General features: G+C 63.2%; 23 protein-coding genes. 11 read left to right on the top strand and 12 right to left on the bottom strand.

From position 1 onward, the window contains the following. The first annotated feature begins 1 nt into the window (after position 1). Complete coding sequence (locus P0Y65_15020; GenBank protein WEK03498.1) at positions 2 to 739, top strand: FadR/GntR family transcriptional regulator; 738 nt, start codon at positions 2 to 4, stop codon at positions 737 to 739. Between the two features lie 31 nt (positions 740 to 770). Here the strand turns inward: P0Y65_15020 and P0Y65_15015 are convergent, their stop codons facing one another. Together P0Y65_15015 and P0Y65_15010 are read right to left on the bottom strand one after the other, a co-directional pair. Continuing rightward, positions 771 to 1,493 carry a cytochrome c biogenesis CcdA family protein gene (locus P0Y65_15015; GenBank protein ID WEK03497.1) on the bottom strand — a complete coding sequence of 241 codons (723 nt, stop codon included), beginning with the start codon at positions 1,491 to 1,493 and terminating at the stop codon, positions 771 to 773. A 5-nt stretch (positions 1,494 to 1,498) separates the two neighbouring features. Further along, entirely contained in the window at positions 1,499 to 1,909 is a 411-nt protein-coding gene (locus P0Y65_15010) for a thioredoxin family protein (GenBank protein ID WEK03496.1), read from the bottom strand. 211 nt (positions 1,910 to 2,120) lie between these two features. Between P0Y65_15010 and P0Y65_15005 the strand changes: the two genes are divergently transcribed. The 4 genes from P0Y65_15005 to P0Y65_14990 all read left to right on the top strand — a co-directional run bounded on the left by P0Y65_15005 (position 2,121) and on the right by P0Y65_14990 (position 5,322). Further along, entirely contained in the window at positions 2,121 to 3,038 is a 918-nt protein-coding gene (locus P0Y65_15005) for a sulfurtransferase (protein ID WEK03495.1), read from the top strand. Positions 3,039 to 3,106: 68 nt separating this feature from the next. Beyond that, the gene (locus P0Y65_15000) at positions 3,107 to 4,318 is read left to right on the top strand and encodes a YeeE/YedE family protein (protein ID WEK03494.1); all 1,212 of its coding nucleotides are present in this window, start codon (positions 3,107 to 3,109) and stop codon (positions 4,316 to 4,318) included. Further along, the gene (locus tag P0Y65_14995) at positions 4,315 to 4,725 is read left to right on the top strand and encodes a hypothetical protein (protein WEK03493.1); all 411 of its coding nucleotides are present in this window, start codon (positions 4,315 to 4,317) and stop codon (positions 4,723 to 4,725) included. Before P0Y65_15000 ends, P0Y65_14995 begins: the two co-directional genes overlap by 4 nt. Positions 4,726 to 4,734: 9 nt before the next feature. Further along, a complete protein-coding gene (locus P0Y65_14990; protein WEK03492.1) occupies positions 4,735 to 5,322 on the top strand; it encodes a hypothetical protein in 588 nt (195 codons plus the stop codon). A 208-nt stretch (positions 5,323 to 5,530) separates the two neighbouring features. Here the strand turns inward: P0Y65_14990 and mce are convergent, their stop codons facing one another. From mce to P0Y65_14970, 4 genes are read right to left on the bottom strand one after another with little or no spacing between them, the layout of a single operon-like run. Continuing rightward, positions 5,531 to 5,935 (bottom strand): methylmalonyl-CoA epimerase, encoded by a 405-nt coding sequence (mce, locus tag P0Y65_14985; GenBank protein WEK03491.1) that lies wholly within the window; start codon positions 5,933 to 5,935, stop codon positions 5,531 to 5,533. Further along, positions 5,932 to 8,049, bottom strand: a complete 2,118-nt coding sequence (scpA, locus tag P0Y65_14980; protein WEK03490.1) for a methylmalonyl-CoA mutase — start codon at positions 8,047 to 8,049, stop codon at positions 5,932 to 5,934. Before scpA ends, mce begins: the two co-directional genes overlap by 4 nt. Beyond that, positions 8,046 to 10,064 carry an acetyl/propionyl/methylcrotonyl-CoA carboxylase subunit alpha gene (locus tag P0Y65_14975; GenBank protein WEK03489.1) on the bottom strand — a complete coding sequence of 673 codons (2,019 nt, stop codon included), beginning with the start codon at positions 10,062 to 10,064 and terminating at the stop codon, positions 8,046 to 8,048. Before P0Y65_14975 ends, scpA begins: the two co-directional genes overlap by 4 nt. A gap of 11 nt (positions 10,065 to 10,075) precedes the next feature. Further along, positions 10,076 to 11,608, bottom strand: a complete 1,533-nt coding sequence (locus P0Y65_14970) for an acyl-CoA carboxylase subunit beta (protein WEK03488.1) — start codon at positions 11,606 to 11,608, stop codon at positions 10,076 to 10,078. A 360-nt stretch (positions 11,609 to 11,968) separates the two neighbouring features. Here P0Y65_14970 and P0Y65_14965 point away from each other — a divergent pair, with 360 nt between their 5' ends. Beyond that, positions 11,969 to 14,065, top strand: a complete 2,097-nt coding sequence (locus P0Y65_14965) for a bifunctional diguanylate cyclase/phosphodiesterase (protein ID WEK03487.1) — start codon at positions 11,969 to 11,971, stop codon at positions 14,063 to 14,065. Positions 14,066 to 14,229: 164 nt separating this feature from the next. Then, positions 14,230 to 14,976: an SDR family NAD(P)-dependent oxidoreductase gene (locus P0Y65_14960; protein WEK03486.1), complete on the top strand. Its 747-nt coding sequence runs from the start codon at positions 14,230 to 14,232 to the stop codon at positions 14,974 to 14,976. A 23-nt stretch (positions 14,977 to 14,999) separates the two neighbouring features. Here the strand turns inward: P0Y65_14960 and P0Y65_14955 are convergent, their stop codons facing one another. Then, positions 15,000 to 15,467 (bottom strand): RidA family protein, encoded by a 468-nt coding sequence (locus P0Y65_14955; protein ID WEK03485.1) that lies wholly within the window; start codon positions 15,465 to 15,467, stop codon positions 15,000 to 15,002. Position 15,468: 1 nt separating this feature from the next. Then, positions 15,469 to 16,083, bottom strand: a complete 615-nt coding sequence (locus P0Y65_14950) for an NIPSNAP family protein (GenBank protein WEK03484.1) — start codon at positions 16,081 to 16,083, stop codon at positions 15,469 to 15,471. A 119-nt stretch (positions 16,084 to 16,202) separates the two neighbouring features. Here P0Y65_14950 and P0Y65_14945 point away from each other — a divergent pair, with 119 nt between their 5' ends. Further along, positions 16,203 to 17,546: an amidohydrolase family protein gene (locus tag P0Y65_14945; GenBank protein WEK03483.1), complete on the top strand. Its 1,344-nt coding sequence runs from the start codon at positions 16,203 to 16,205 to the stop codon at positions 17,544 to 17,546. Here P0Y65_14945 and P0Y65_14940 read toward each other — a convergent pair. Beyond that, complete coding sequence (locus P0Y65_14940; GenBank protein WEK03482.1) at positions 17,543 to 18,229, bottom strand: GntR family transcriptional regulator; 687 nt, start codon at positions 18,227 to 18,229, stop codon at positions 17,543 to 17,545. The two genes, P0Y65_14945 and P0Y65_14940, sit on opposite strands and share 4 nt — an antisense overlap. A 251-nt stretch (positions 18,230 to 18,480) precedes the next feature. Here P0Y65_14940 and P0Y65_14935 point away from each other — a divergent pair, with 251 nt between their 5' ends. The 3 genes from P0Y65_14935 to P0Y65_14925 all read left to right on the top strand — a co-directional run bounded on the left by P0Y65_14935 (position 18,481) and on the right by P0Y65_14925 (position 21,953). Continuing rightward, positions 18,481 to 19,554: an amidohydrolase gene (locus tag P0Y65_14935; protein WEK03481.1), complete on the top strand. Its 1,074-nt coding sequence runs from the start codon at positions 18,481 to 18,483 to the stop codon at positions 19,552 to 19,554. 9 nt (positions 19,555 to 19,563) lie between these two features. Further along, positions 19,564 to 20,895, top strand: coding sequence for a Rieske 2Fe-2S domain-containing protein (locus P0Y65_14930; protein WEK03480.1), 1,332 nt, complete (start codon positions 19,564 to 19,566; stop codon positions 20,893 to 20,895). A 77-nt stretch (positions 20,896 to 20,972) separates the two neighbouring features. Continuing rightward, on the top strand, positions 20,973 to 21,953 hold the full coding sequence (locus P0Y65_14925; protein WEK03479.1) for a PDR/VanB family oxidoreductase: 981 nt from the start codon (positions 20,973 to 20,975) through the stop codon (positions 21,951 to 21,953). A 130-nt stretch (positions 21,954 to 22,083) separates the two neighbouring features. Here the strand turns inward: P0Y65_14925 and P0Y65_14920 are convergent, their stop codons facing one another. From P0Y65_14920 to P0Y65_14910, 3 genes are all read right to left on the bottom strand, one after another. Beyond that, positions 22,084 to 23,106: a LuxR family transcriptional regulator gene (locus P0Y65_14920; GenBank protein WEK06809.1), complete on the bottom strand. Its 1,023-nt coding sequence runs from the start codon at positions 23,104 to 23,106 to the stop codon at positions 22,084 to 22,086. Between the two features lie 8 nt (positions 23,107 to 23,114). Further along, positions 23,115 to 23,300: a hypothetical protein gene (locus P0Y65_14915; protein ID WEK03478.1), complete on the bottom strand. Its 186-nt coding sequence runs from the start codon at positions 23,298 to 23,300 to the stop codon at positions 23,115 to 23,117. Positions 23,301 to 23,508: 208 nt separating this feature from the next. Beyond that, complete coding sequence (locus tag P0Y65_14910) at positions 23,509 to 23,916, bottom strand: tautomerase family protein (GenBank protein WEK03477.1); 408 nt, start codon at positions 23,914 to 23,916, stop codon at positions 23,509 to 23,511. Positions 23,917 to 23,952 lie beyond the last annotated feature (36 nt).

The raw sequence follows: 23,952 nt of genomic DNA, 5'->3' as shown, positions 1-23,952 counted from the left end.
AATGATCGAAGCAGGCAGCCTTATTCGCTCGCTATCCGGGCGACCGGCTGCACGGAATTTCCATAACTTCGTCATCAATGAAATCGGGCTGGGCATTGTCACCGGCAAGTTTCCGGTCGGTTCCATTCTGGCCAGCGATGCGGCGATGATGGAGAGCTATGGCGTGTCGCGGACCGTCCTACGCGAGGCCTTGAAAACTTTGGAGGCCAAGGGCTTGGTGGAAGCGCGGCCCAAGGTCGGGACCCGTGTATCGCCGATGAGCCGCTGGAGTTTCTTTGATCCGCAGGTGCTGTCCTGGCATTTCTATGCCAGGCCGGATCGGCATTTCTACGAGAGTCTGTTCGACATGCGCCGGGCGCTCGAGCCAAGGGCGGCGTTCCTCGCGGCGCAGCGGCGCACGGCAGAGAATATCCGCGTCATGAAATACTGGCTGCATCAGATGGATAGCGCCGGTGGCGATCTCGAAAACCACGGTATTGCGGCGCTCGAAATTCATCGAACCCTGGCGGAAACCTCGGGCAATGTGCTGATGCGCAGCGTGACCGGCGTGGTGGAACTGACGCTGGCTTTGGCGCTGCGCCAAAGCGCAGGGGCAGGGGACTATCTGGCTGACACGCTTGGCAAATTGACCACTCTGGTGGCCGCCGTCGGCGAGCGGGATGCCTCGGCTGCAAGGAGCGTAGTCGAACAGGTCATCGATCTGGACGAGGCGGCGACCATGCTGGCCATCAAGCCGTAAGCATGCTGGACGACTTCTTGTCGTCTCCCTTTCAGAGTGCTGGTTTCGGCTCCCAACCGATCAGCGCCTGCTCCCAGCCGGGGAACCAGGTCAACAGCAGGATCTGGATTTGCCGATCCCAGCCGAGGAAAATGGCGAGGCCCGTCAGCACGAGAATGGCACCCAAAACCTGCTGGATGCGACCGGCATTGGACTGAAACCAGCTGAGGCGTCGCGCCAGCTGCCGGCCACCGAGCATGATGGCTGCCATGGGCAGGGCCGTGCCCAGCGAGAAGGCGAGGGTGACGGCAATGGCGCCGCTATCGACCTGTTGGTTGAGCGCCAGGGTGATGACCGACGCCATGATCGGCCCGACGCAGGGGCTCCAGGCGAGGCCGAGGCCGGCGCCGATGGCGAGCCCGCCACCGAAGCCCGATTGGTTCTGCGGCACGGGGAGCTTGTTAGCGAGATTGCCCGCGAGGTTTTCAAAACCGCGGTGCAGGAAGGGAATGGCAAGGATCAGCCCGAGCAGGATCAGCACCGAACCGGCGAGAATGCGATTGAGGTCGGGCGAGACGCCGAGCGAACGCACCAGATAGCTCAGCGCCAGCGTGGCGGCGGTGAAGGAACCGACGAAGCCGATGATGAGGCCGATTGGCCGGGCGCGGCCTTCCTGTGTGGCCGAGCCGAGGATGACCGGCAGCAGCGGCAGCACGCAGGGCGACAGCACCGTGATAACGCCGGCGAGGAAGGCAAAGCCGATGGTGACGAGCATCGAGTTTAGCTGGCGGTGTTAGAGTTCAGGCCGTCGACGCCGCCGCTGTTCCAGGTCTTGATGCCGTCGCCCGCATCGTCGAGCAAAACGAACGTGTCCTGATAGGTCACGCCATACTTGCCCTTGAGTGCGGTTTCCTTGTCGTAATCGGCGATAACCAGCGTCAGGTCGGGGTTCACCTCGCTCCAGCGGGCGTTGAGCTCGGTGATGGTGGCGCGGCAATTGGGGCACCAGGCGGCGTAGAAAAAGACGACCGTCTTGCCCTCGGCGGCGAGGGCGTTGAGCGCTGCCTCGTCCTTGAAATCCGTCACGACCGCACCGGCTGCTGCCTGCGTCGGTGCCGTCTCCTGCGCCTGGAGCGCGACGGGCGAAAAAGCGAGCAGGGCAATGAGGGCGAGGCGGAGCAGGGAGGACATGGGGCTAGGTCTTTTGTTTGATTTGTCGACAGTATCGTCGCTGGCGCCAGAACCGGCCAGACGGGGTCGGGAACAATTCTTCGCTACAATCTCGACTGAATAGATAGATTTTTCATTCCCTTACCCGCCTTTGGAAGCGCGTAAGCGGCGCGCGCGGGCAAGGCATGACATATTGCAGCCAATTCTACTCAGGCGTTCAAAGGAGTTTCCCATGCGTCTCAATCTAGCTGGCGCCGCAATGGCTGCCGCACTGCTGCTGACGGGCGCTGCCCATGCCGAACGCCTGACCGAGCAGCCGCTGGTCGACAGCGCCTGGCTCAAGGATCACCTCGGCAACCCGAGCCTTGTCGTGCTCGACATTCGCGACGCGACCGAAGCCGGCGACCTCTATGCCGCCGGCCACGTGCCCGGCGCCGTTGCCGCGCCTTATGCCGCCTCGGGCTGGCGCGCCAATGTCAACAATGTTCCCGGCCTGCTGCCGACCGAAGACGCCATCGAGACCCTGGTGTCCGGCCTCGGCGTCAGCAATGACAGCCATGTCGTCATCCTGACCGGCGGCGCCAATGCCTCCGATTTTGGTGGCGCCACCCGCGTCTACTGGACCTTCAAGGTCTATGGCCACGACAATGTCTCGATCCTCGACGGCGGCTATGCTGCCTGGGCCAAGGCCGATGGCGAGCTCTCGACCGATGCAGTGACCCCGGTTGCCGCGACATTCGACGCCGAATTCCGCCCGGAGCTGCGCGCCGAAGTGGCCGAAGTCAACGAAGCCATCGCCAATGATACCAACCTGATCGACGCCCGCTCGGTGGCCCAGTTCATCGGCCAGGAAAAGACCAATACGGTCCAGTCGCTTGGCCACATCCCGTCGGCCGTCAACATCAACTTCGACAAGTTCTATGATGCCGAAAAGCCGGCCTTTGCCAGCGCCGACATCATCGCCCAGCTGGCCAGGGATGCCGGCGTCAACGACAGCGAAGGCTTCATCTCCTTCTGCAACACCGGTCATCTGGCGTCCATCGCCTGGTTCGGCCTGTCGGAAGTCGAAGGCCTGCCCAATGTGCGCCTCTATGATGGCTCGATGTCCGACTGGACCTCGGACCCGAGCCGCCCGGTTGTCACCAACTGATTGATCTGAAATAGTTTGAATGCCTTGCCCGGACCCTGTCCGGGCAAGGTCGTTTGTTTGGGGACATTATGACTGATACGACTGCGGGCTCCTTGCGCCCGGCGCCCATCCGTTTCGACCGCGGCCCGGTCTGGTTTGCCAGCCTTGCCCTCGCCCTCGGCACCTTAGCCATCTGGCAATTGGTCGACCTGCGCCAGGCGGCGCTCTTCCTCATCGGCAGCCTGATGGGGCTGACGCTCTATCACGCCAGCTTCGGCTTCACCGGTGGCTGGCGCCGCTTTGTCGTCGAAAAGCGTGGTCACGCCATGCGTGCCCAGATGCTGATGATCGGCGTCGCGGCGCTGGCCTTCATTCCGCTGCTGACGCTGGGCAATCCCTTCGGCCAGCCGCTGGCCGGCGCAACGGCGCCGGTGGGCGTTTCCGTGCTGCTCGGCGCGGCCATGTTTGGCCTCGGCATGCAGCTGGGCGGCGGTTGCGGCTCGGGCACGCTGTTCACCGTTGGTGGTGGCAGCGCCCGCATGCTGGTGACGCTGGTCTTCTTCATCGTCGGCGCCCTGCTCGGTACGGCGCATCTCCCCTTCTGGCTGACCCAGCCGTCGCTGCCGGCGATCAGCCTGGGCGCAAGCCTTGGCGTGCCGCTGGCGCTGGTCGTGACCTTTGCCGGTCTCGCCGCCGTGGCGCTGATCACCGTGTTTGTCGAACGCCGCGCCCATGGCGGGCTTGAAACCATCAAGGCTCCTGCCAATCGCGGCTGGACGCGCTTCCTGCGTGGTCCCTGGCCGCTGGTCGGCGCCGGCTTGGCGCTGGCTGGCCTCAACATCGTGACCCTCCTGGTCGCTGGCCATCCCTGGTCGATCACCTATGGCTTTGGCCTCTGGGGCGCCAAGATCGCCCAGGCCGTCGGCGTGCCGGTGGCGACCTGGGAATTCTGGACCTGGCCGGCGCAGGCCCAGGCCCTGCAGGCCAGCGTCCTCGAAGACTCGACGTCGGTCATGGACTTCGGCCTGATCCTTGGCGCGGCTCTCGCGGCGGGTCTGGCAGGAAAATTCGCGCCCAAGGCGGCGCTGCCCCTGCTGTCGCTGCTGGCGGCAGCCATCGGCGGCGTGCTGATGGGCTATGGTGCACGCCTCAGCTTTGGCTGCAATATCGGCGCGCTGTTCTCCGGCATTGCCTCGGGCAGCGTGCATGGCTGGCTGTGGTTTGCCGCAGCTTTCGTAGGTAGCCTGGGTGGTATCTTTCTGCGCCCGGTCTTTGGCATGGATGGGTTCAAGTCCAAATGAGCGCGCGTAACACACTTCTCTTCGGCGCTGCCGCCCTCGTCGCCACGGCCGCCGTAGCTGCCGACCATGTGACGGCCGGCTCCCGCGCGCCCGCGCCGGTTCCCGCTGCCGCCGCTTCGGCCAATCCCTGCGCTGCGGGTAACCCATGTGCAGCTGGTGCCCCTGCACCGGTCGCCAACCCCTGTGCAGCCGGCGCTCCGGCAAACCCATGTGCCGCTGGTAGCCCCTGTGCGGCTGCGGCTGCGGCGCCGGCTCCGGCCGCTGCCAATCCCTGCGCTGCGGGGGCTCCGGCCAATCCCTGTGCGGCAGGTGCGCCTGCGGCGGCGCCGGCTGCGGCACCAGCGCCTGTTGCCAATCCCTGTGCTGCCGGCGCACCCTCCAATCCCTGTGCGGCAGGGGCGCAATAGGAGACCGGGATGGACGCAGAACGCGAGCGCGCGGCGCAGGAAGCCGCCTATTGCGAAAGGCTTCTTGCCAAGTCTGGTGAGAATGTGCTGCGCGAAACCCTGCGCGATGCGCCCGTCACCGCCTGGGAACACTATCCGCCTGGCGATGTTTTTGATCCCGAGAGCGGTGGCCAGTGGTATTACCATTGCCACCTGCCGCCGGCCGATGACACCGAGCATGGCCACTATCATTGCTTCGTCCGGCCCGATGGCGCCAAGGGCCCGGTGCATCACCTGATTGCGGTGGGCGTCGACGCCTATGGCAAGCTGCACCGGCTGTTCACGGTCAACCGATGGGTGGTCGGCGACACCTGGCTCGACGCCGCGCCGACGATTGACCTTTTGCCGCGCTTCGACATGCAGCTGGCCAAGCCGAGCTATCTGGTTAACCGCTGGCTGACTGCGGTGTTGACGCAGTATCAGCCGGAGATCGAGGCACTGATCCGCGAGCGGGACGAGGTGATTGCACGGCATGCCGGGGCAGGGGATGTGGTGGCGGCACGGGATGATCGGGCGCTGGAAGTGACGTCTTCGCTGGTGATTGCGGCAAAGGGTTAGACCGGCAACTCTGTGCCTACCCTCTCCCCTTGAGGGAGAGGGACAGCTTTTCGTCGTTCAGACGAAAAGCAGGGTGAGGGGTGCTGCGCCATCCTCTGCCAGAGGCATGGAAGAGACCCCTCATCCGTCTCGGCTGCGCCGAGCCACCTTCTCCCTCAAGGGGAGAAGGCTGACGCCCCCGACATCGAGTCTGTGGGATGGCTTGTGGCTAGACCTCTTCCAGTTCGATCAGCGTGCCGTCGAAATCCTTGGGGTGGAGGAAGAGTACCGGCTTGCCGTGGGCGCCGGTTTTGGGCTTGCCATCGCCCAGCACGCGGGCACCGCCCTGGATGAGTGTCGCGGCGGCGGCCAGAATATCGGGCACCTCGAAGCAGATGTGATGCATGCCGCCGGAGGCGTTCTTGTCCAGGAAGGCGGCGATGGGAGAGTTTGCGCCCAGCGGCTCCAGCAGTTCCACCTTTGAATTGCCGGTGTCGATGAAGACTACGGTGACGCCATGTTCGGGCAGGGGCTGCGGCTGGCTGACATGAGCGCCGAGCAGGTCACGATATCTCGCCGAGGCGGCGGAGAGGTCGGGCACAGCAATGGCGATGTGATTGATCCGGCCGATCATCGGTTGGATAGCCTTCCCTCGATTTCGGTGAGCACTGAAAAGGCGGCGCTGAGCACATTGGTGCCGGGCCCGAAAATGCCGGCGACACCCGCTTCGTAGAGGAAATCATAGTCCTGCTCGGGGATGACGCCGCCGACAATGACGGTGACCTCGCCCAGCTCGCGATCTTTCAACGACTGGATCAGCTCGGGCACCAGCGTCTTGTGGCCGGCGGCCAATGAGGAGACGCCCACGGCGTCGACCTTGAGGTCATCCACATGCGCAGCGACTTCCGGCGCGGTTTCGAACAGGTCGCCCATGTGGACGGTAAAGCCCAGGTCGGCAAAGGCCGAGGCGATGACTTTGGCGCCGCGATCATGTCCGTCCTGGCCCATTTTGGCGATGAAAATGGACGGCGCCCGGCCGCGCGAACGCTTGAAATTTTCGATATGCGCCGAGACCGAGGCGAATTCCGGATCGTCACCATAGCCGCCGGCATAGACGCCGGAGATGACGCGGGTCACTGCGGCGTGCCGGCCGAACACGTCTTCCATGGCGGCCGAGATTTCGCCCAGCGTGGCGCGGGCGCGAGCGGCTTCGATCGCCGCTTCGAGCAGGTTCCCCTCGTCCTTGGCCGCATATTCGCGTAGCGCGGCGAGCATGGACTGGCATTTGTCTTCGTCACGCGTGGACCTGACACGTTGTAGCAGCGCAATCTGCTCGGCGCGGACCTTTGCATTGTCGATCTCGCGCACTTCGATCGCCTCCTCGACATCGAGCCGGTAGCGATTGACGCCGACGATGACATCCTCGCCGCGATCGACGCGGGCTTGGCGCAGGGCAGCGGCCTTTTCGATTTCGAGCTTGGGCAGGCCCGACTGAACGGCGCGGGTCATGCCGCCGGCCAGCTCGGCCTCGCCGATGAGCGCCTTGGCACCCTCGACGAGCTGCTGGGTCAGCGCCTCGACATAATAGGACCCGCCGAGCGGGTCGACCACATCGGTGATGCGGCTTTCGTGTTGCAGGATCAGCTGCGTATTGCGGGCAATGCGGCTGGAAAATTCCGTGGGCAGGGCAATGGCTTCGTCGAAGCTGTTGGTGTGCAGCGATTGCGTGCCACCCAGGGTCGCGGCCAGCGCCTCGATCGTCGTGCGGACGATATTGTTATGCGGATCCTGCTCGGTCAGCGATACGCCGGAAGTCTGGCAATGGGTGCGCAGCATTTTCGAGCGCGCGTCTTTCGCCCCCAGCCCGGTCATGATCTCGCTCCACAGCTGGCGCGCCGCGCGGAGTTTTGACACTTCGAGGAAGAAGTTCATGCCGATGCCGAAAAAGAAGCTGAGGCGGCCGGCAAAGGCGTCGATATCGAGGCCGCGCGCCTGGGCGGCGCGGACATATTCCATGCCGTCGGCAAGGGTATAGGCCAGCTCCTGCACGGCCGTCGCCCCGGCCTCATGCATGTGATAGCCCGAGATGGAGATCGAGTTGAACTTGGGCATATGGCGGGCGGTATGGGCGATGATGTCGCCCACGATCCGCATGCTGGGTTCGGGCGGGTAGATATAGGTATTGCGGACCATGAACTCCTTGAGGATGTCGTTCTGGATGGTCCCGTCGAGCTTGCCTTGCGGCACGCCCTGTTCCTCGGCCGCGACGATGAACATGGCCAGCACCGGGATCACCGCGCCATTCATGGTCATCGACACGCTCATCTGATCGAGCGGAATGCCGTCGAACAGCACTTTCATGTCTTCCACTGAATCGATGGCGACGCCCGCCTTGCCGACATCGCCCGTGACGCGCGGATGGTCGCTGTCATAGCCGCGATGGGTGGCCAGATCGAAGGCGACCGAGAGGCCCTTCTGTCCCTTCTCCAGCGCCTGGCGATAGAAGGCGTTGGACTCCCGCGCCGTGGAGAAACCGGCATATTGGCGGATGGTCCAGGGCCGGTTGGCATACATGGTGGCCCGCACGCCACGGGTGAAGGGTTCCATGCCCGGCGTCTCGGCGCCCGCGCCGAAATAGACTGGCTGCACCGGAATGCCGCCATAGTCGCGATCGAGCGAGGACACCGGCGTGTCCTTGAGTTCCTTCTGCGCCAGGGCGGCCCAATGGGCGAAACTCTCGCTCATCACAGCGCCTCGAATTCGAGGATCACGGCATCGACGGCCAGCACCGCCCCGGGCGCCGCATGCACCTTGCTGACCCGGGCCCGCTTCTCGGCCTTGAGCACATTTTCCATCTTCATGGCTTCGACAATGGCAAGGGTCTGCCCGTCTTCGACCACATCGCCCTCGGCAACGTCGATGCGGACGACCTGCCCCGGCATGGGGCAAAGGAGGAACCGGCTCATGTCGGGCGGGGTCTTGATCGGCATCAGCGGCAGGAGCGCCGCGATATGCGGACGGACAACGGTGAGTTTGAGATCGGCACCGCGATAGCGGATGCGGAAGCCTGATGTGGTCGGCGTGACCTTGAGATGGCTGACCTGTTCCGTGTGCCACTCGATCCGCGCGAGCCTGTCGCCCGGCGACCAGACGAAGCGGTCAACCAGCGGGGCGCTGTCGAGATAGCTCAATTCCCAATAGCCCTCGGGCTCGACGCGCCGTGCCGCGGCGGGGATGTGGCGGTCACCAACCACGACGACCCATTCGCCATAGGTTTCGACGCGCCCATTGGGGAGGCGGGTCACCGAGACCTGTCCGGCCCGCTCGGCGTTCACCAGCGCCATCATCACGGCACAGCCGACGACTTCGAAGAAGTGACCTTTGGCGAGGTCTGCGCCATGAAAACCCTCAGGGAATTCCTCGGCGATATAGCCGGTGGTCAGCGTCCCCGCGCGGAACCGCTCTTGGTCCATGACGGTGGAGAGGAAGCCGAGGTTATTGCCCACGCCCTCCACCTCGAACCGGTCCAGCGCTACCGCCATGGCGTCGATCGCTTCGAGCCGCGTCGGCGCCCAGGTGCAGAGTTTTGCGATCATCGGATCGTAGAAGGTCGAAATTTCGCCACCCTCGAAGACGCCGGTATCATTGCGCACAACGAGGGTATCGCCCGCCTCTTCCGTTGGCGGCCGGTAGCGCGTCAACCGGCCGGTAGAGGGCAGGAAGTTGCGATAGGGGTCCTCGGCATAGAGCCGGCTTTCCACCGCCCAGCCGTTGCGCTGCACCTCGTCCTGCGTCAGCGATAGTTTCTCGCCATCGGCGACGCGCAGCATCAGCTCGACGAGGTCCAGCCCGGTGATCAATTCGGTTACCGGATGCTCGACCTGCAGCCGAGTATTCATTTCGAGGAAATAGAAATTGCGGTCGGCATCGACGATGAATTCCACCGTGCCGGCCGAGGTATAGCCAACCGCCTTGGCCAGCGCGACCGACTGCTCGCCCATTGCCTTGCGCGTGGCGTCGTCGAGGAAAGGCGAGGGCGCCTCCTCGATGACCTTCTGGTTGCGGCGCTGAATCGAGCATTCGCGCTCGTTTAAGTACAGCACATTGCCATGTTGATCGCCGATAAGCTGGATCTCGATATGGCGCGGTTCGGTAACGAACTTCTCGATGAAGATGCGATCATCGCCAAAGCTCGAAGCGGCCTCGGATTTGCTGCGCTCGAACCCCTCGCGCGCCTCGGCGTCACTCCAGGCAATGCGCATGCCCTTGCCGCCGCCGCCGGCCGAGGCCTTGATCATCACGGGATAGCCGATGGACTGGCTGATGGTCACGGCCTCGTCGGCATCCTTGATCAGCCCCATATGGCCCGGCACGGTGGAGACGCCGGCTTCCGCCGCGATCTTCTTGGAGGTGATCTTGTCGCCCATGGCCTCGATGGCTTTCACCGGCGGGCCGACGAAAATGATCCCGGCCTGTTCCAGCGCCGCGGCAAACTTGGGATTCTCGCTGAGGAAGCCATAACCCGGATGCACCGCCGTCGCGCCGGTCTGCTGGCAGGCGGCGATGATTTTCTCGATCTGGAGGTAGGAGTCCTTGGCCGGCGACGCGCCGATATGCACCGCCTCGTCGGCCATCCGCACATGCAGCGCCTCGCGATCAGCATCGGAATAGACGGCGACGGTGGCAATACCTATGCGCCTGGCGGTCTTGATGACCCGGCAGGCAATCTCGCCGCGATTGGCGATGAGGAGTTTGGTGATCACGTTCTCTCTCCTCACAACGGAATATTGTCGTGCTTCTTCTTGGGCACGCTCTGGCTCTTGTGCCGCAAGGTCGAGAACGCCCGGATCACCCGCCGCCTTGTCCCATGCGGCATGATCACGTCGTCGATGAAACCGCGCTCTGCCGCGACGAACGGATTGGCAAACCGCGCCTCGTAGTCCGCCGTGCGCTGGGCGATCTTGTCCTTGTCGGCCAGTTCGGAGCGATAGAGGATTTCCGTTGCGCCCTTGGCGCCCATGACGGCGATCTCGGCGGAGGGCCAGGCGTAGTTGACGTCGGCCTTGATGTGTTTTGAGGCCATCACGTCATAGGCGCCGCCATAGGCCTTTCGCGTGATGACGGTGACCAGCGGCACGGTGGCTTCGGCATAGGCGAAGAGGAGCTTGGCGCCATGCTTGATGATGCCGCCATATTCCTGCGCCACGCCGGGCAGGAAGCCGGGCACGTCGACGAAGGTCAGGATGGGGATTTCGAAAGAGTCGCAGAAGCGGATGAAGCGCGCGGCTTTCTTTGAGGCATTGATGTCGAGGCAGCCCGCCAGCACCAATGGTTGATTGGCGACGACACCCACCGACTGGCCGCCGAGGCGGATGAAGCCGGTCAGAATATTGCCGGCATGGTCCTTCTGCAGTTCGAGGAAATCGCCCTCGTCGGCCACCTTTTCGATGACCTCGCGCATGTCATAGGGCGTGCTGGCGCTGTCGGGAATGATGGTGTCGAGACTGTCGTCGCGCCGGTCCACTGGATCATGCGTCGGCCGAACCGGCGGCTTTTCGCCAGCGCGCAGCGGCAGGAAGCTGTAGAGGCGCCGCACTTCGAGCAGGGTCTCGATATCATTGTCGAAGGCCGCGTCGGCCACCGAGGAAATTTTGGTATGCGTCGAGGCGCCGCCCAGCTCTTCCTGGGTGACCGTCTCATTGGTGACGGTCTTCACCACATCCGGCCCGGTGACGAACATGTAGCTCGTATCTTTTACCATGTAGATGAAGTCCGTCATCGCCGGCGAATAGACTGCTCCGCCGGCACAGGGGCCCATGATGACCGAAATCTGCGGCACGGCGCCCGAGGCCTGGACATTGCGCCAGAACACATCGGCATAACCGCCCAGCGATGCCACCCCCTCCTGGATGCGCGCGCCGCCAGAATCGTTGAGCCCGATCACCGGCGCGCCATTTTGCAGGGCGAGATCCATGATCTTGCAGATTTTTTCGGCATGGGTCTCAGAAAGCGAGCCGCCAAAGACAGTAAAATCCTGCGAGAAGACGTAAACGATGCGGCCATCGATCGTGCCCCAGCCGGTGACCACCCCGTCGCCGGGAATGATCGTCTCATCCATGCCGAACTCGGTGGCGCGATGGGTGACGAACATGTCGTATTCTTCGAAAGAACCGGGATCGAGCAGCACGTCGAGCCGTTCGCGCGCCGTCAGCTTGCCCTTGCCGTGCTGGATATCCATGCGGCGTTGTCCGCCGCCCAGCCGCGCCTGGGCACGCTTATGCTCAAGTTCGGCAATGATTTTCTGCATCTGGCGCTTCCCCTCGTCGCCCGAAGCTAGCCCAGCATCGCGCCCGACCCAAGCCACCAAATCGCGTTGTTGTGGATTAGCCCCATCGGGGTGGGTATGAGCCCGGGAAAGCAAAAATCAAGTCGTGCCCAAGCAAGCATTGCAAGCCGATGTGAATATTAAGGTGTCCTTCACCTAGACTTCAAAGCACCGGCAATATTAAGGGCCGGTCAAATCCGTCCCGCTATAAAATGCAGCATGGGGGATGTGGGCTTAATGAACTCTGGGATAGTTCAACACCGCGTATCATTTCATATAGCGTGGATTTCATGGGCCTTCGGCGCGCTCGTGGTTCTCGCCCTGGTGTTTTGTGCATCCTGGATGGCCCGGGAAATGGATGGCGCTGCGCTCAACGAGCAAAAGGTCGCCGTCACCGCCGATATCGAGGACATCGGCCGTCGCATCCAGCTCGAACAGGGCACGGCCTCCAACCGCAAGGATGGCGTCTATTATTCCGACCATGGCAGCGCCGCCTGGGTGCCCAAGACCATGGCCGAATGGCTCAGCCGCGAGTTCAAGCACGACCGGGTCTATGCCTATTATCTCGATCGCTCCGTGCTGCAGGCCGGAATCGAGGGCCGCAAGGCGCAAAGTGAATTTCTTCCGGCGGATCAGGCGGCCATAGCCGATTTCAGCCAGCAGGTGCGCACCAACATGTCCCTGCCCAGCGGCGAGGGGCAAAAGACCGCCCTCTGCTGCTACGGCGTGCGCAAGCTGGAGGATGGCGACGTGGCCATAATCAGCGTGCGCCCGCTGACCAGCTTCCTCAGTTCCGAGGTTTCCCTCGTCAACCCGCTGCTGGTTGCTTCCGTGGTCCTGCTCGACGAGGAGGCCATGACGGCCATCTCGCAGCGTCTCGGCCTGCCAGGCGTCCGGATCGTCAACCGCGCCACTTCGCCGGCGCGCGTGCCGCTCAAGGATGCCGACGGCCGGACGGTGGCCTTCGTGCAATGGCAGGCGCCCGAACCGGCAGCCAGGCTTTTCCAGCAGATTGCTCTGCCCGGAATGCTGTCGCTGGCGGTCATCGGCGGTGGCATTTTCCTGCTGCTGACCTGGCTGCGGCGCATTTCGCTCAGCCTTGAGAGCAGCCAGAAGCGCGCCAGCTTCCTCTCCATGCATGACCCGCTGACCGGCGCGGCCAATCGCATGCTGTTCGAGCAGAAGCTGCGCGAGGCACTGCAATATCGCACGCTGGCCGAAACCCGCGTCCTGCTGATCGCCGTCGATCTCGATCGTTTCAAGGACGTCAACGACACTTATGGCCACGCGGCAGGCGACGAATTGCTGCGCGAAGTTGGTCGACGCTTGCTGGTGGAACTGCCCGAGGAGGCAACCTTGGGCCGGCTCGGCGGCGACGAATTCGCCATCGTCCAGCCGGGCATCGTCAGCGACGGCCACGCGCGCTGGATCTGCCAGCGCCTGCTGCAGGCCCTGTCCGACCCGGTGACGCTGTCGAATGGCACCATCCACGCCACTGTCAGCATGGGCTTTGCCATCGAATCCGCCAGCAATGCATCCGCGGCCGAACTGGCACGCCGGGCCGACCTGGCGCTCTATGTCTCCAAGACGACTGGCCGCAACCGCTATACGCTCTACGATCCGTCGATGGACGCCGACCGCAAGGCGCGCCTGACACTGCAGGTCGAGCTGCGCGATGCGCTGCTGCAGGACGCGCTGCATCTCGACTATCAGCCCATTTTCAACGCAACCGGCGGCACGATTGCCGGGGCCGAGGCGCTGCTGCGCTGGAAGCATCCGGTCCGCGGCCTGCTCTCGCCCGATGTCTTCATCGCGCTCGCCGAAGAAAGCGGGCTGATCGCGGAGCTGGGCCTGTGGGTGCTGCGCCGCGCCTGCCTCTTCGCCAAGCAGGCGGAACTCCCCTGGATTGCCGTCAACGTTTCGCCGGTGCAGTTCACCCGGCCGGACCTGGCCGACGACATCCTGCACCTGCTGGCCGAAGTCGACCTCGCGGCCAACCGGCTGGAAATCGAGATCACCGAGGGCGTGCTACTGCAGAGTTCGCCGCAGGTGCAGCAGACGCTCAGCCAATTGCGCGACGCCGGCGTCCGCATTGCCATCGATGATTTCGGTGCCGGCTATGCCTCGATCAGCTATCTGCGCAATTACACGATCGACAAGATCAAGATCGACCGCTCGCTGATCGGCCAGCTCGCCCAGGATCAGTCGCTTCGCCACATCGTTCAGGCCATCGTCGACATGGGCAAGGCCATGGGCCTCAGCATTACCGCCGAAGGCGTCGAGGACGAATTCCAGCGCCAGGAACTGACGGCCATGGGTTGCACCTATTTGCAGGGCTATCTGCTGTCACGGCCGGTCTCGCCGGAAATCCTGCTGGATCTGCTGGCAAGCTACAGCCTCCGGCCGCCTGTGCTGCGACTGGCCGACTGGCGCAGCTGACGCCCCAATCCATCCTCGCGAGCACCGAAGAACACGCCGCCTCGGCGTGGACTTCTGCATCGTTGCAAGGCCTTATACTGATGAGACCGGAAGCGCGGGAGGCGATTCCGGATGCGTGCGGCTGACCGCCGTCTCGCATGTGATGACGAGAGGGGAGAGACTGCATGAATGTGATCGAGCTGGACGGGCAGGTCGCCGTCGTGACCGGCGGCGCGCAGGGTATCGGACTGGCCATTGCCCGACGCCTTGCCATGTCTGGTGCAAGGGTTGTGCTCTGGGACGTCAATGCAGGCCTGCTCGAGACGGCGGTGGCCGAACTCGGAAGCGGTGCCTCCAGCCATGTCGTCGATATCACCGATCACCGGGCGGTGGCCGAGGTGGCGAAAACCGTGCATGCCGAACTGGGGCGCCTCGACATTCTCGTCCATTCCGCCGGCATTGCCGGCAAGAATGCGCCGCTCGACGAATATGAGATCGATGAATGGCAGCGCGTCATCGACATCGACCTCAACGGCGCCTTCTACGTCAACCGCGCCGTTCTGCCCTTCATGAAGGCTGCCAATTACGGCCGCATCGTCAATATCGCCTCGGTCGCCGGCAAGGAAGGCAATCCCAATGCTTCCGCTTACGCCGCGGCCAAGGCCGGCGTCATTGGCATGACCAAGGCGGTGGGCAAGGAATGCGCCACCTATGACATCTCGATCAATGCCATCACCCCGGCCGCCGCCAAGACGGCGATCCTGGGCGAACTCAAGTCCGAATTCGTCGACTATATGCGCAGCCGCATCCCGCGCGGCCGCTTCGTCGAAGTCGAGGAAATCGCCAATATGGTGAGCTGGCTTGTCAGCCCGGAGAACAGTTTCACCACGGCGGCGGTGTTTGACCTGTCCGGTGGCCGGGCGACCTATTGAGTGAGGCGCCCGGCCAATGCGGGCTAGGCGTCGCGCACCTCGATGACCGCTTCGATTTCGACGGGGATGTTGTTGGGCAGCGAGCCGGTCCCCATAGAGGTGCGGGCGTGGAGGCCGAGGTCGGGGAAGACCTCGGCGAAGAGGCTCGAGCAGCCATCGATGACGAAGGGATGGCGGGTAAAGTCGGGGACGGCGTTGACCAGTCCCAGAACCTTGACCACACGGGTGACGCGGTCGAGATCGCCCAGTTCGGCCAGCATCACGGCCAGCAGATTGAGCCCGACCATGCGGGCATGACCTTGCGCTTCTTCGGCCGAAAAATCCGCGCCAACCTTGCCGGTGATCGGCGGACTGCCGGCCGCGGCGGGGGCAAGACCTGACAGGAACAGCAGGTTGCCGGTCCGGACGGCCGGAATGAACAGGCCGATCGGCTGGGGTGCCGGCGGCAGGACGATGCCAAGTTCGGCAAGGCGGGCAGCGGTCTTCGACATGCTATTTGAGATCCGAGAAACTGGTGGCGACGAAAAGCTCGGACTGCAGATTGGTCAGATGACCCGAACCGCCCGGCGGCGGCCAGATGCCTTCCTTGCTGGCCTGGCCACGCGCGGCCATACGCTCCTCGATGGTCTTGTAGGGCCAGATGTGCACCATCTTCTGCGGGCCTTCCTCGACGGAGGCCATATTGGTCAGCAGGGGCGACATTTCGAAACGGCGATCGATGATCTTGGCCCAGGCAGCTTCCGTTTCGGCAAGGCCGTTGGGGGCGAGGCTATAGGTGCGGAACTCGTAGAACGGACCATAGGAACCCGCAACGATCGGCTTGGCAAAGGACAAGGGCTTGAAGGCCGTGCTGTTCACGCCGCCCAGATACTGCCCGATGCCATAGGGATTTTCTGTCTCCATCAGGCGGGCGCGCTCTGACGTCAGCGCCGCGACATCCTCATAGGCGGTGAGGAAGGCGAAGCGATTGAGCGTGCCGAACTCGCAGGCGAAGGCACCCAGCGTGGTGCCGGTGCTCGAAAAGCTCTTGTAGGTCTCGGGCAGGATCGGCATCACCGCGCCCAGGGTATTGGGCAGCAGGGACAGGATGGTTAGGTCGTAGATCATCAGATGGTCCTGGTTGGTCAGTGGCTTTCCAAGTTCGCATTCCACTGGTACACCAATGAAATGCCAATTGCACCATGATTTGTACCGGTGCCTGGCCAACCTGCTCGGGAGTCCTCAGAATGTATGATCTGCTGATCCGTGGCCGCGTCGTGACCCCAACCGGCATTGTGGAAAACGGTTGGCTCGCGATATCTGGCGGGACCATCCTGGCCGTGGGCAGCGGCGATGCGCCCCTGGCGCGGGCGAGCGACGATTATGGATCAGCGCTCATCATGCCCGGCGCCATCGACGGTCAGACCCATGCCGGCAGCCAGATCGGCTTTCCCGGCATGGGTAAGACGACCCATGCCGCGGTGATGGGCGGCGTGACAACGATTGTCGACATGCCCTATGACCATCCGATCCCCGTGACCACCGGCGCGGTGCTCGCCGACAAGGTCGCGGCCATCGAGACCCACGCGATTTGCGACGTGGCGCTTTACGGCACCGTGCCGACGACCCCCGATGCAGCCCATATCGGCGAGCTGATCCAGGGCGGCGTCTGCGCTTTCAAGATCTCATCCTTCGAGGCCCATCCCGACCGCTTTCCTCGCATAAGCAATTCAGCGACGCTGACCCTGCTCAAGGCACTGGAAGGCACCGGCCTGCCGCTCGGGCTGCACAATGAGGACCAGGAAATCGTCCGCCAGACCACGGCAGACTTCAAGGCGGCTGGCCGGACGAGGGCGGTTGATCATAGCGACAGCCGCCCGCCGGTGGCCGAACTGACGGCAACGGCCAATTTCCTCGAACTGGCGGCGTCAACCGCGGCCCATGCCCATATCGTGCATATTTCCATCGCCGATGGCTTCCGCCTCGTCGATGCCTATCGCGAGCGCGGCGTGCAGGCGACTGCGGAAATGTGCGCGCATTACCTGATTTTTGATGCCGATGTGGATATGCCCCGGCTGGGTGGCCTGCTCAAGGTGAATCCGCCGATCCGCGGCGGCGAAGTCGAAAAGCTCTGGCAGATCATGGATGAGGGACATGTGAGCTTTGTCTCCTCCGACCACAGCGCCTGGGAGATCGAGCGCAAGACGACGGAATCGATCTTTGACGTGGCCGCCGGCATGCCGGGGCTCGAGGCATTGCTGCCCGGGTTTTTCACCGCTGCCGCCAAACGCAGCGGTTTCGACGCGGCGGCCGTGCTGACTGCAGAATATCTCGCCGAGAGACCGGCGCGGTTTTTCGGATTGTCAAGGAAAGGCAGGTTGGCGCCCGGTTATGACGCCGATATTGCCGTGCTGAGCCCTGCGGCGATGATCTATGACAGCAAGCGCAATGCGCGTGGGCCGGGCTGGAGCGCCTATGACGGCATGGAGTTTGCTGTCACCCCCGCCGCTACCTTCGTGCGGGGGCAGCGAGTTTGGGATGGTGAGACAGTCGGCGCCGAAGGGCAGGGGCGCTACGTCCCCCGCGGCTAGCGCCGCGCGCCGGCCAGCCGATCGATGATCGCCAGTTTGACGCTTTCGATATGCTCGCGCATGGCGGCCTGGGCCTCGTCCTGGTTGCCGCTGGCAATGGCGCTCAGCAATGACAGGTTTTCGTCGGCCGTGAATTTGGGCGTGATCGGATTGCGATAGGCGTTGAACACATGCGTGCGACGACGCAGATCGCGGATCATGCTGGCAAGCAGCCGGTTGCCGGCAGCTTCCGCCACAGCGCCATGCAGCATGTCATCGACGGTCCAGATTTCCTCAAGGCTGGGATTGGACTTGCCACCCAGCGCGTTGAGCGCATCGCGGATAGCGTCATGCTGCTCCTGCGGAATGCGACCTGCCGCAAGCCGTGCTGCCTCCGCCTCGAGCAATTGGCGAACGTTCAGAAGCTCGACGAAAGCCTCGGTGGAAAAGGGGCTGACGGTGACGCCGCGGCTTGGCTGCTTGTAGACCAGACCCTCGGCTTCGAGGCGACCCAGGGCTTCGCGGACCGGGGTTCGCGAGGCATTGAGGCGCTCGGCCATGCGGCGCTCGACGATGACGTCGCCCGGCTGCAATTCGCCGCGGATCAGGATGTCGATCATCTGTTCGTAGACCTGTTCGGTCAGGTTCGGACGCTCGGCCTGCAGCATTGCGGGGCTCAAGATCGACTCAGCAACTTCACCCATTTGCATACCTCTCTTTTGCCGTTGTTTAGCGCGGCACGCATTCGGGTGGAAGACTTTTGGAATGGACCCGGTATTCCAAGCCGATCTCTGCACAGTTGAGTGATCTGCTGCTGTTCCGGCAGGCATTTTCGCCCATTGCACAAAATTTGTAACCGAGCATGCCAACGGGGGTTGGCAAGACCAAAGTGACACGTTATGCCTATGGTATACCAATGGCGTGCAGATAGTCCGCCAAGGTCCCGGAGGCTCCGATGACGATTTTGCCGTGGCGCGCAACAAGTATCCAGGTGAGAAGCGAACGCGCCAGCCAGGCACCGGACAATGCGGCGGCTGCCGAGATGATCAAGCGCAACCAGGCTCGCCTGATCGGCCTGATCGAACGGGCCTGCGCCTCCGAGCAGAAGCCGGATCTGGTTGTCTTCCCTGAATTCGCCATGCAGGGGCCGCCGCTGCATATGAAGGTGGAGGAGTGGATCGAGCGTGCCTGCTCATCCATTCCCGGCCCGCTCACCGAGCCGCTGCAGGCTCTGGCCAAGCGGCACGGGATCTTTATTGCCGGCAACATGTTCGAAGCGCCGCCGGAATGGCCAGGCCGCTACTTCAATTCATCCTTCCTGATCGACGATCAGGGCGAGATCATTCTCAATTATCGCCGCGTCAACACCGCCGCCTTCCCCTCGGTGCATGATTTCATGACCGACTATCTGGCCGTGACCCCACAGGACCATGTCTTTCCCGTCGTGGACACGCGGCTTGGCCGGCTGGCGCTGATCCCCTGTGGCGAGATCGTCATCCCCGAAGTGGCGCGCATGATGATGATGCAGGGCGCCGAGGTCATCCTGCACCCCACCAATTCCAAGCGCACGGATGCGCAGGAAGCCGCCAAGCTCAGCCGCGCCACCGAGAACATGACCTATCTGGTCAGTGCCAATGTCGCCGGCCCGATCGGCTTTTCGCCCGACAACACCATCGCCGGCGGGCGCTCACATATCCTCGACCACCACGGCAACACCCTGGCCTTCCAGGAAGATGCCGAGGAAAGCGTGGATGTCACGGCGATGATCGATGTCGAGGCCCTGCGCCGCGACCGTCGCACCGATACCGGCCTGTCCAACCCGCTGCTGCGCGCCCGCTATGAAATGTACGTGCCCTATTACAGCGCCGCCAAATTCTATCCGCCCGACACGTTCCGCGACGCGCCCATGGTCGATACCGCCCAGACCCGCGCCAATATCGCCGCCACGCGCAGCAACCTCGAACGCGCCAATATCCTCGATCCACTGCCGCCCGGTGCTGTTGAGCCCGTGGCCCCCTCTGCTCACTAGGAGAGTTCAATGATCACCGCAGAAGAAAATCAACAGCTCAGCCAAGTCGGCAAGGGCACGCTGATGGGCAATTTCTTCCGTCAGTTCTGGCTGCCGGTCTGCCTTGGCTCCGAGCTCAAGGCCGATGGCGATCCGGTCCGCCTGATGATCCTCGGCGAGAAGCTGGTTGCCTTCCGCGATAGCGAAGGCCGTGTCGGTGTCTTTGATCACCGCTGCCCGCATCGTTGCGCCTCGCTGTTTTTCGGCCGCAACGAACTGGGTGGCATCCGCTGCGCCTATCATGGCTGGAAGTTCGACGTGACCGGCAAATGCCTCGATCAACCAAACCTCGAAGACAAGTCAAAATACCCAGCCGGCACGCCGGCCATCGCCTACCGCGTCAAGGAATCCGGCGGCATCGTCTTTGCCTATATGGGCGAGCGCCAGGAAAATCCGCCCGAACTCCCCGAGATCGAAGCCATCATGGGTGAGGCCGACGATCGCAATATCGCCCTGACCCATCGCGACTGCAACTACATGCAGGCGCTCGAAGGCGACATCGACACCTCGCACCTGGGCTTCCTGCATGTCGGCGGCATCGACGGCGAAAAGCTCGACCTGTCGGATCCGGAGGTCTTCACGATCACCGAGAAGGCGCCCAAGATCAATGTGACCGTCACCAACTATGGCACCATGTATTCGGCACAGCGCAACGCCTTCGAAGGCACCGAGCATCACCGCTTCGCCAGCTACCTCTTCCCCTTCTGGGTCACCTATCCGGGTGGCGAGCTGGACCAGGCCGTGACCGCCAATGCCTGGGTTCCGATCGACGACACCTCCACCATGATCTTCAACATCGACCTGCGTCGCGCTTCGGGTGGCGGCAAGAAGGGCTTCAAGTACAAGGACGGCACGCCTGTCGAAGGCCTGGCTCGCCCGCTGGAATATCTGCCGACCACCACCGACTGGAAAGGCCGCTGGCGCCCGGTCAAGGGTCGTGAAAACGACTACGGCATCGACCGTGAATGGCAGCGCAATGGCGACAGCTATACCGGCGTTGTCGGCGTGCCGCTGCAGGACCAGATGATCCAGGAATCCATGGGCTATGTCGTCGATCGCGAGATGGAACACCTGGCGGCCTCTGACCGCATGGTTATCCTGACCCGTCGTGTCATGCTCGACGCTGCCAAGGAATATGCGGCCACCGGCAAGCTGCCCGACTTCGTCGATCACCCTGAATATGCCCGCGATGCGCGTGGCGGCGACATCGTCGTGCCCTATGGCACCGACTGGCTCGACGGCTATGAAGAGAAGATGGCCGAGGTCAAGGGCTACAAGCCCAAGATGGCCGCGGCCGAATGAGCGAAGACGTGACCTTGGCTTCCGGCGCATTCGCGCCGGAGGTCATCTCTCCATCTGAAGATATCGGGAGCGCCGCCATGCCTGCTGCGCATCATACCCCGGCCGACGACAGCCCGCTGAGCGTTCGCGTTGCCGCTGTCCATGCCGTTGCCAATACCATTCGCGCCGTCGAGCTGGTCTCCGCCGATGGTTCGCCGCTGCCACCATTCACGGCCGGCGCGCATATCAATCTGAAACTGCCCGGCGATCTCAGCCGCTCCTATTCCCTCACCAATGGGCCCGAGACCAATGACCGCTATACGATCGCGGTCAATCGCGATCCGGCGAGCCGGGGTGGCTCGGCCTATGTGGTGGAAACGCTCAAGGTCGGCGACGTGCTGCCGATCGATCCGCCGCACAATACCTTCCCCATGGTCGATGACGCCGAACTGAGCGCCTTCTTCGCCGGTGGCATCGGCATCACGCCCGTACTCTCGATGATCCGTCACCTCGAGGCCCTGGGGCGGCCGTGGAAGCTGTTCTATGCTGCCCGCAACCGCGCTGGCGCGGCCTTTGTCGAAGAGCTGGAAGCGCTGGAGACACTGTCTCCTGGCCGGGTCCATTTCCATTTCGACGAGGAGCAGGGCAAGGTCATGCCGCTCCTCAAGTTGGCAGTTGGCATTCCCAAGGCCGCGCATGTCTACTGCTGCGGCCCCAGGAAGATGATCGAGACCTTCAAGGCCTCGGCCGGCTGGCGGCCCGAAGACAATGTGCATATCGAGCATTTCGTCGGCACCAATGCCCGCCCGACCACCGACTTTACCGTGGTGCTGAAGCGCCAGGGCAGGGAATTCTTCGTCAAGGCCGGCGAAAGCATCATGGATGTGCTGGAGGCCAATGGCGTGCCGGTCGCCCATTCCTGCCGCGAAGGCGTCTGCGGCACCTGCGAGACCGTGGTCCTCGAAGGCGAATGCGATCACATGGACAATGTCCTGTCGTCCCGCGAGAAAGACTCCAACAAGCTGATCATGATCTGCTGCTCCGGCGCCAAGTCGGAGCGGCTGGTGCTCGACATCTGACGCGAGTTCCTGATGCGTCCCCAACTGGCCCGGCCCCTCGAGGCCGGGCTTTTTTGTCTGATGGAGATCGGCGGCAGCGGGGTGGAGAGGCGACAGTCCGGTTGGGTCGACGGGTGGCCAGAAGCAGACTTCACTTGTGCGGAGCATCAGCGCTGAGTAGCGAACGCACCAAAGCAGCCTGGTTGCGCACACCCGTCTTGTCGAACATGCGTTGTAGCTGCGTGCGCAGTGTATTGATGCTGACGGAGAGAACGTCGGCGGCGGCGGCAAGGTCGTGGCCATCGAGGATCAGGCGAGCAAGTCTGACTTGCGCCGGCGAGAGGCGATAGACTTCCTGCGCCGCAGCGATTCCGCGCTCGACCTTATCGGCATCCTCGAACGAGACCAGCGCCTTGCCATCCTCCAGCAGAACCCAGCAATGTATGGGTACCCCGTTCGTGTTTTCGCCGAGCGCCACCGCCCAGGTCTGCTTCGGTGCAACGGCCAGCGGACGTTGGCTTTGCAACTCCTGGAACGCCAGCCGGACGGCGTCATGAAGTGCAGCGTCGCGCTCGCGATGCCGGGCCCTCAGCCGGCCGCCGGCGACAACCAGGCCGTCGTGCCCATGCATTCGCTCCCGTGCCAGATGGTTGGTCCACAGGATGCGCGCCTGTGCATCGATCTCGATCAGGGGGCAATTCGCTTGTTGGACGGTGCTCTCCATCATAACCAGGCACGCGATCTTCCAGACACCGTCGACCCGGTGCATGATCTTGAGAAGACGCTTCAAGTCCTCGCCAGTATCGGTGCCGATCTGGTCGTAGGTGACCCAGGCCATGTCAGCGGCGACGACGACGTTGACGTTCTCCCAGCTGACGCGTTCCTCGAACGGCTGCTTTTCCGGGAAGCGCTCCACGATCTTCAGAAGTCGTCTGGCGATCGCATCCCAACCCTGGTCTACCCGCGTCCCCAGCGAGGCGAAGTATTCCATCCGTCTGGTCTGCGGCGACTGCACCCAGTGGCGCGCCATGGCGTCGAAGTCCCGCTGCAGCCAGGCTTCAGTCTCGCCCCGGATCGCTGCCAGGATAGCCGCCCGGTCGGCCTCGTCTCGGTCCATCCCGCGATCTCCGGTGATGCCGGGTAGCAGCATAGCATGACTTGCACACGGTGGCAGGAGGTGGCTCATGTCAGGCTCGTACCGAACCACAGGATCAAGCTGGCCATGGCCGCGATCGATCCGAGCAGGCCGGGGCGCAGAGGCGGCAGGGCGGCCTGGCTGGCGTAGTAGCGGTCTTCGGCTGCAGCGCTCATCTGCGCCGGTTGTGGCCGGGCGTGAATGTGTGTGACGGCCAGGCTATACATGTCCATGATATCCTCCGGCTCAACGCCCCCATCCCATGCACACTGGCACGGTGAGGCGCGCTTGCCTGTCATGCGCGCGGAGGACAGGACAGATATCCGTGACGAAGGCGATTGCGAAGCGTGGCCGAAGCCCTGCTATTACGTGCAGCGCTCTGGCTGCCAAGGGACGCGATGCCGCCCTAGAGCCCCGAATCTCGAGCGTTAGAAGCAGAGTCTAGAAATCGGTTCCGCGCTGCTGGGCGATGGCCATCGCGAAGACGCCATTGCCAACGCTCCAGTCGGAGTAGTCGTTCTCGTGCATGAAGATGAAAACGTCTTTGGGTGAAACCGCCGCTGTTGCCTCGAGATTTCGAGTGATGGCGGCATATAGAGCGCGCTTCATGGCGTCGCTCCTGCCCCTTCGCATCGTGATCTCGACGACGATCAACTGGTCGGAACGGGCGATGCCATTAAAGCGTCTGTCGTAGAAGAGCTCGCCATCACGGTACTCCGTGACGAGATTGAACAGCTCGTCGCTCGGCATCCCGATGCCTTCAACAAGAGCCTCATGGACTCCTTGCACGATCAACAGTTTGCGGGATGGATCCAGCCCGGTGGGCACGACTGTTCGGACAAACGGCATGGCTGATCTCGCGCGGTATTTCGGTGTGCGTGATCT

It is taken from the genome of Candidatus Devosia phytovorans (assembly GCA_029202405.1).
GTDB lineage: Bacteria > Pseudomonadota > Alphaproteobacteria > Rhizobiales > Devosiaceae > Devosia > Devosia phytovorans.
The sequence above is the reverse complement of the archived record's forward strand: the minus strand, read 5'-3'. Positions and strand labels throughout refer to the sequence as shown.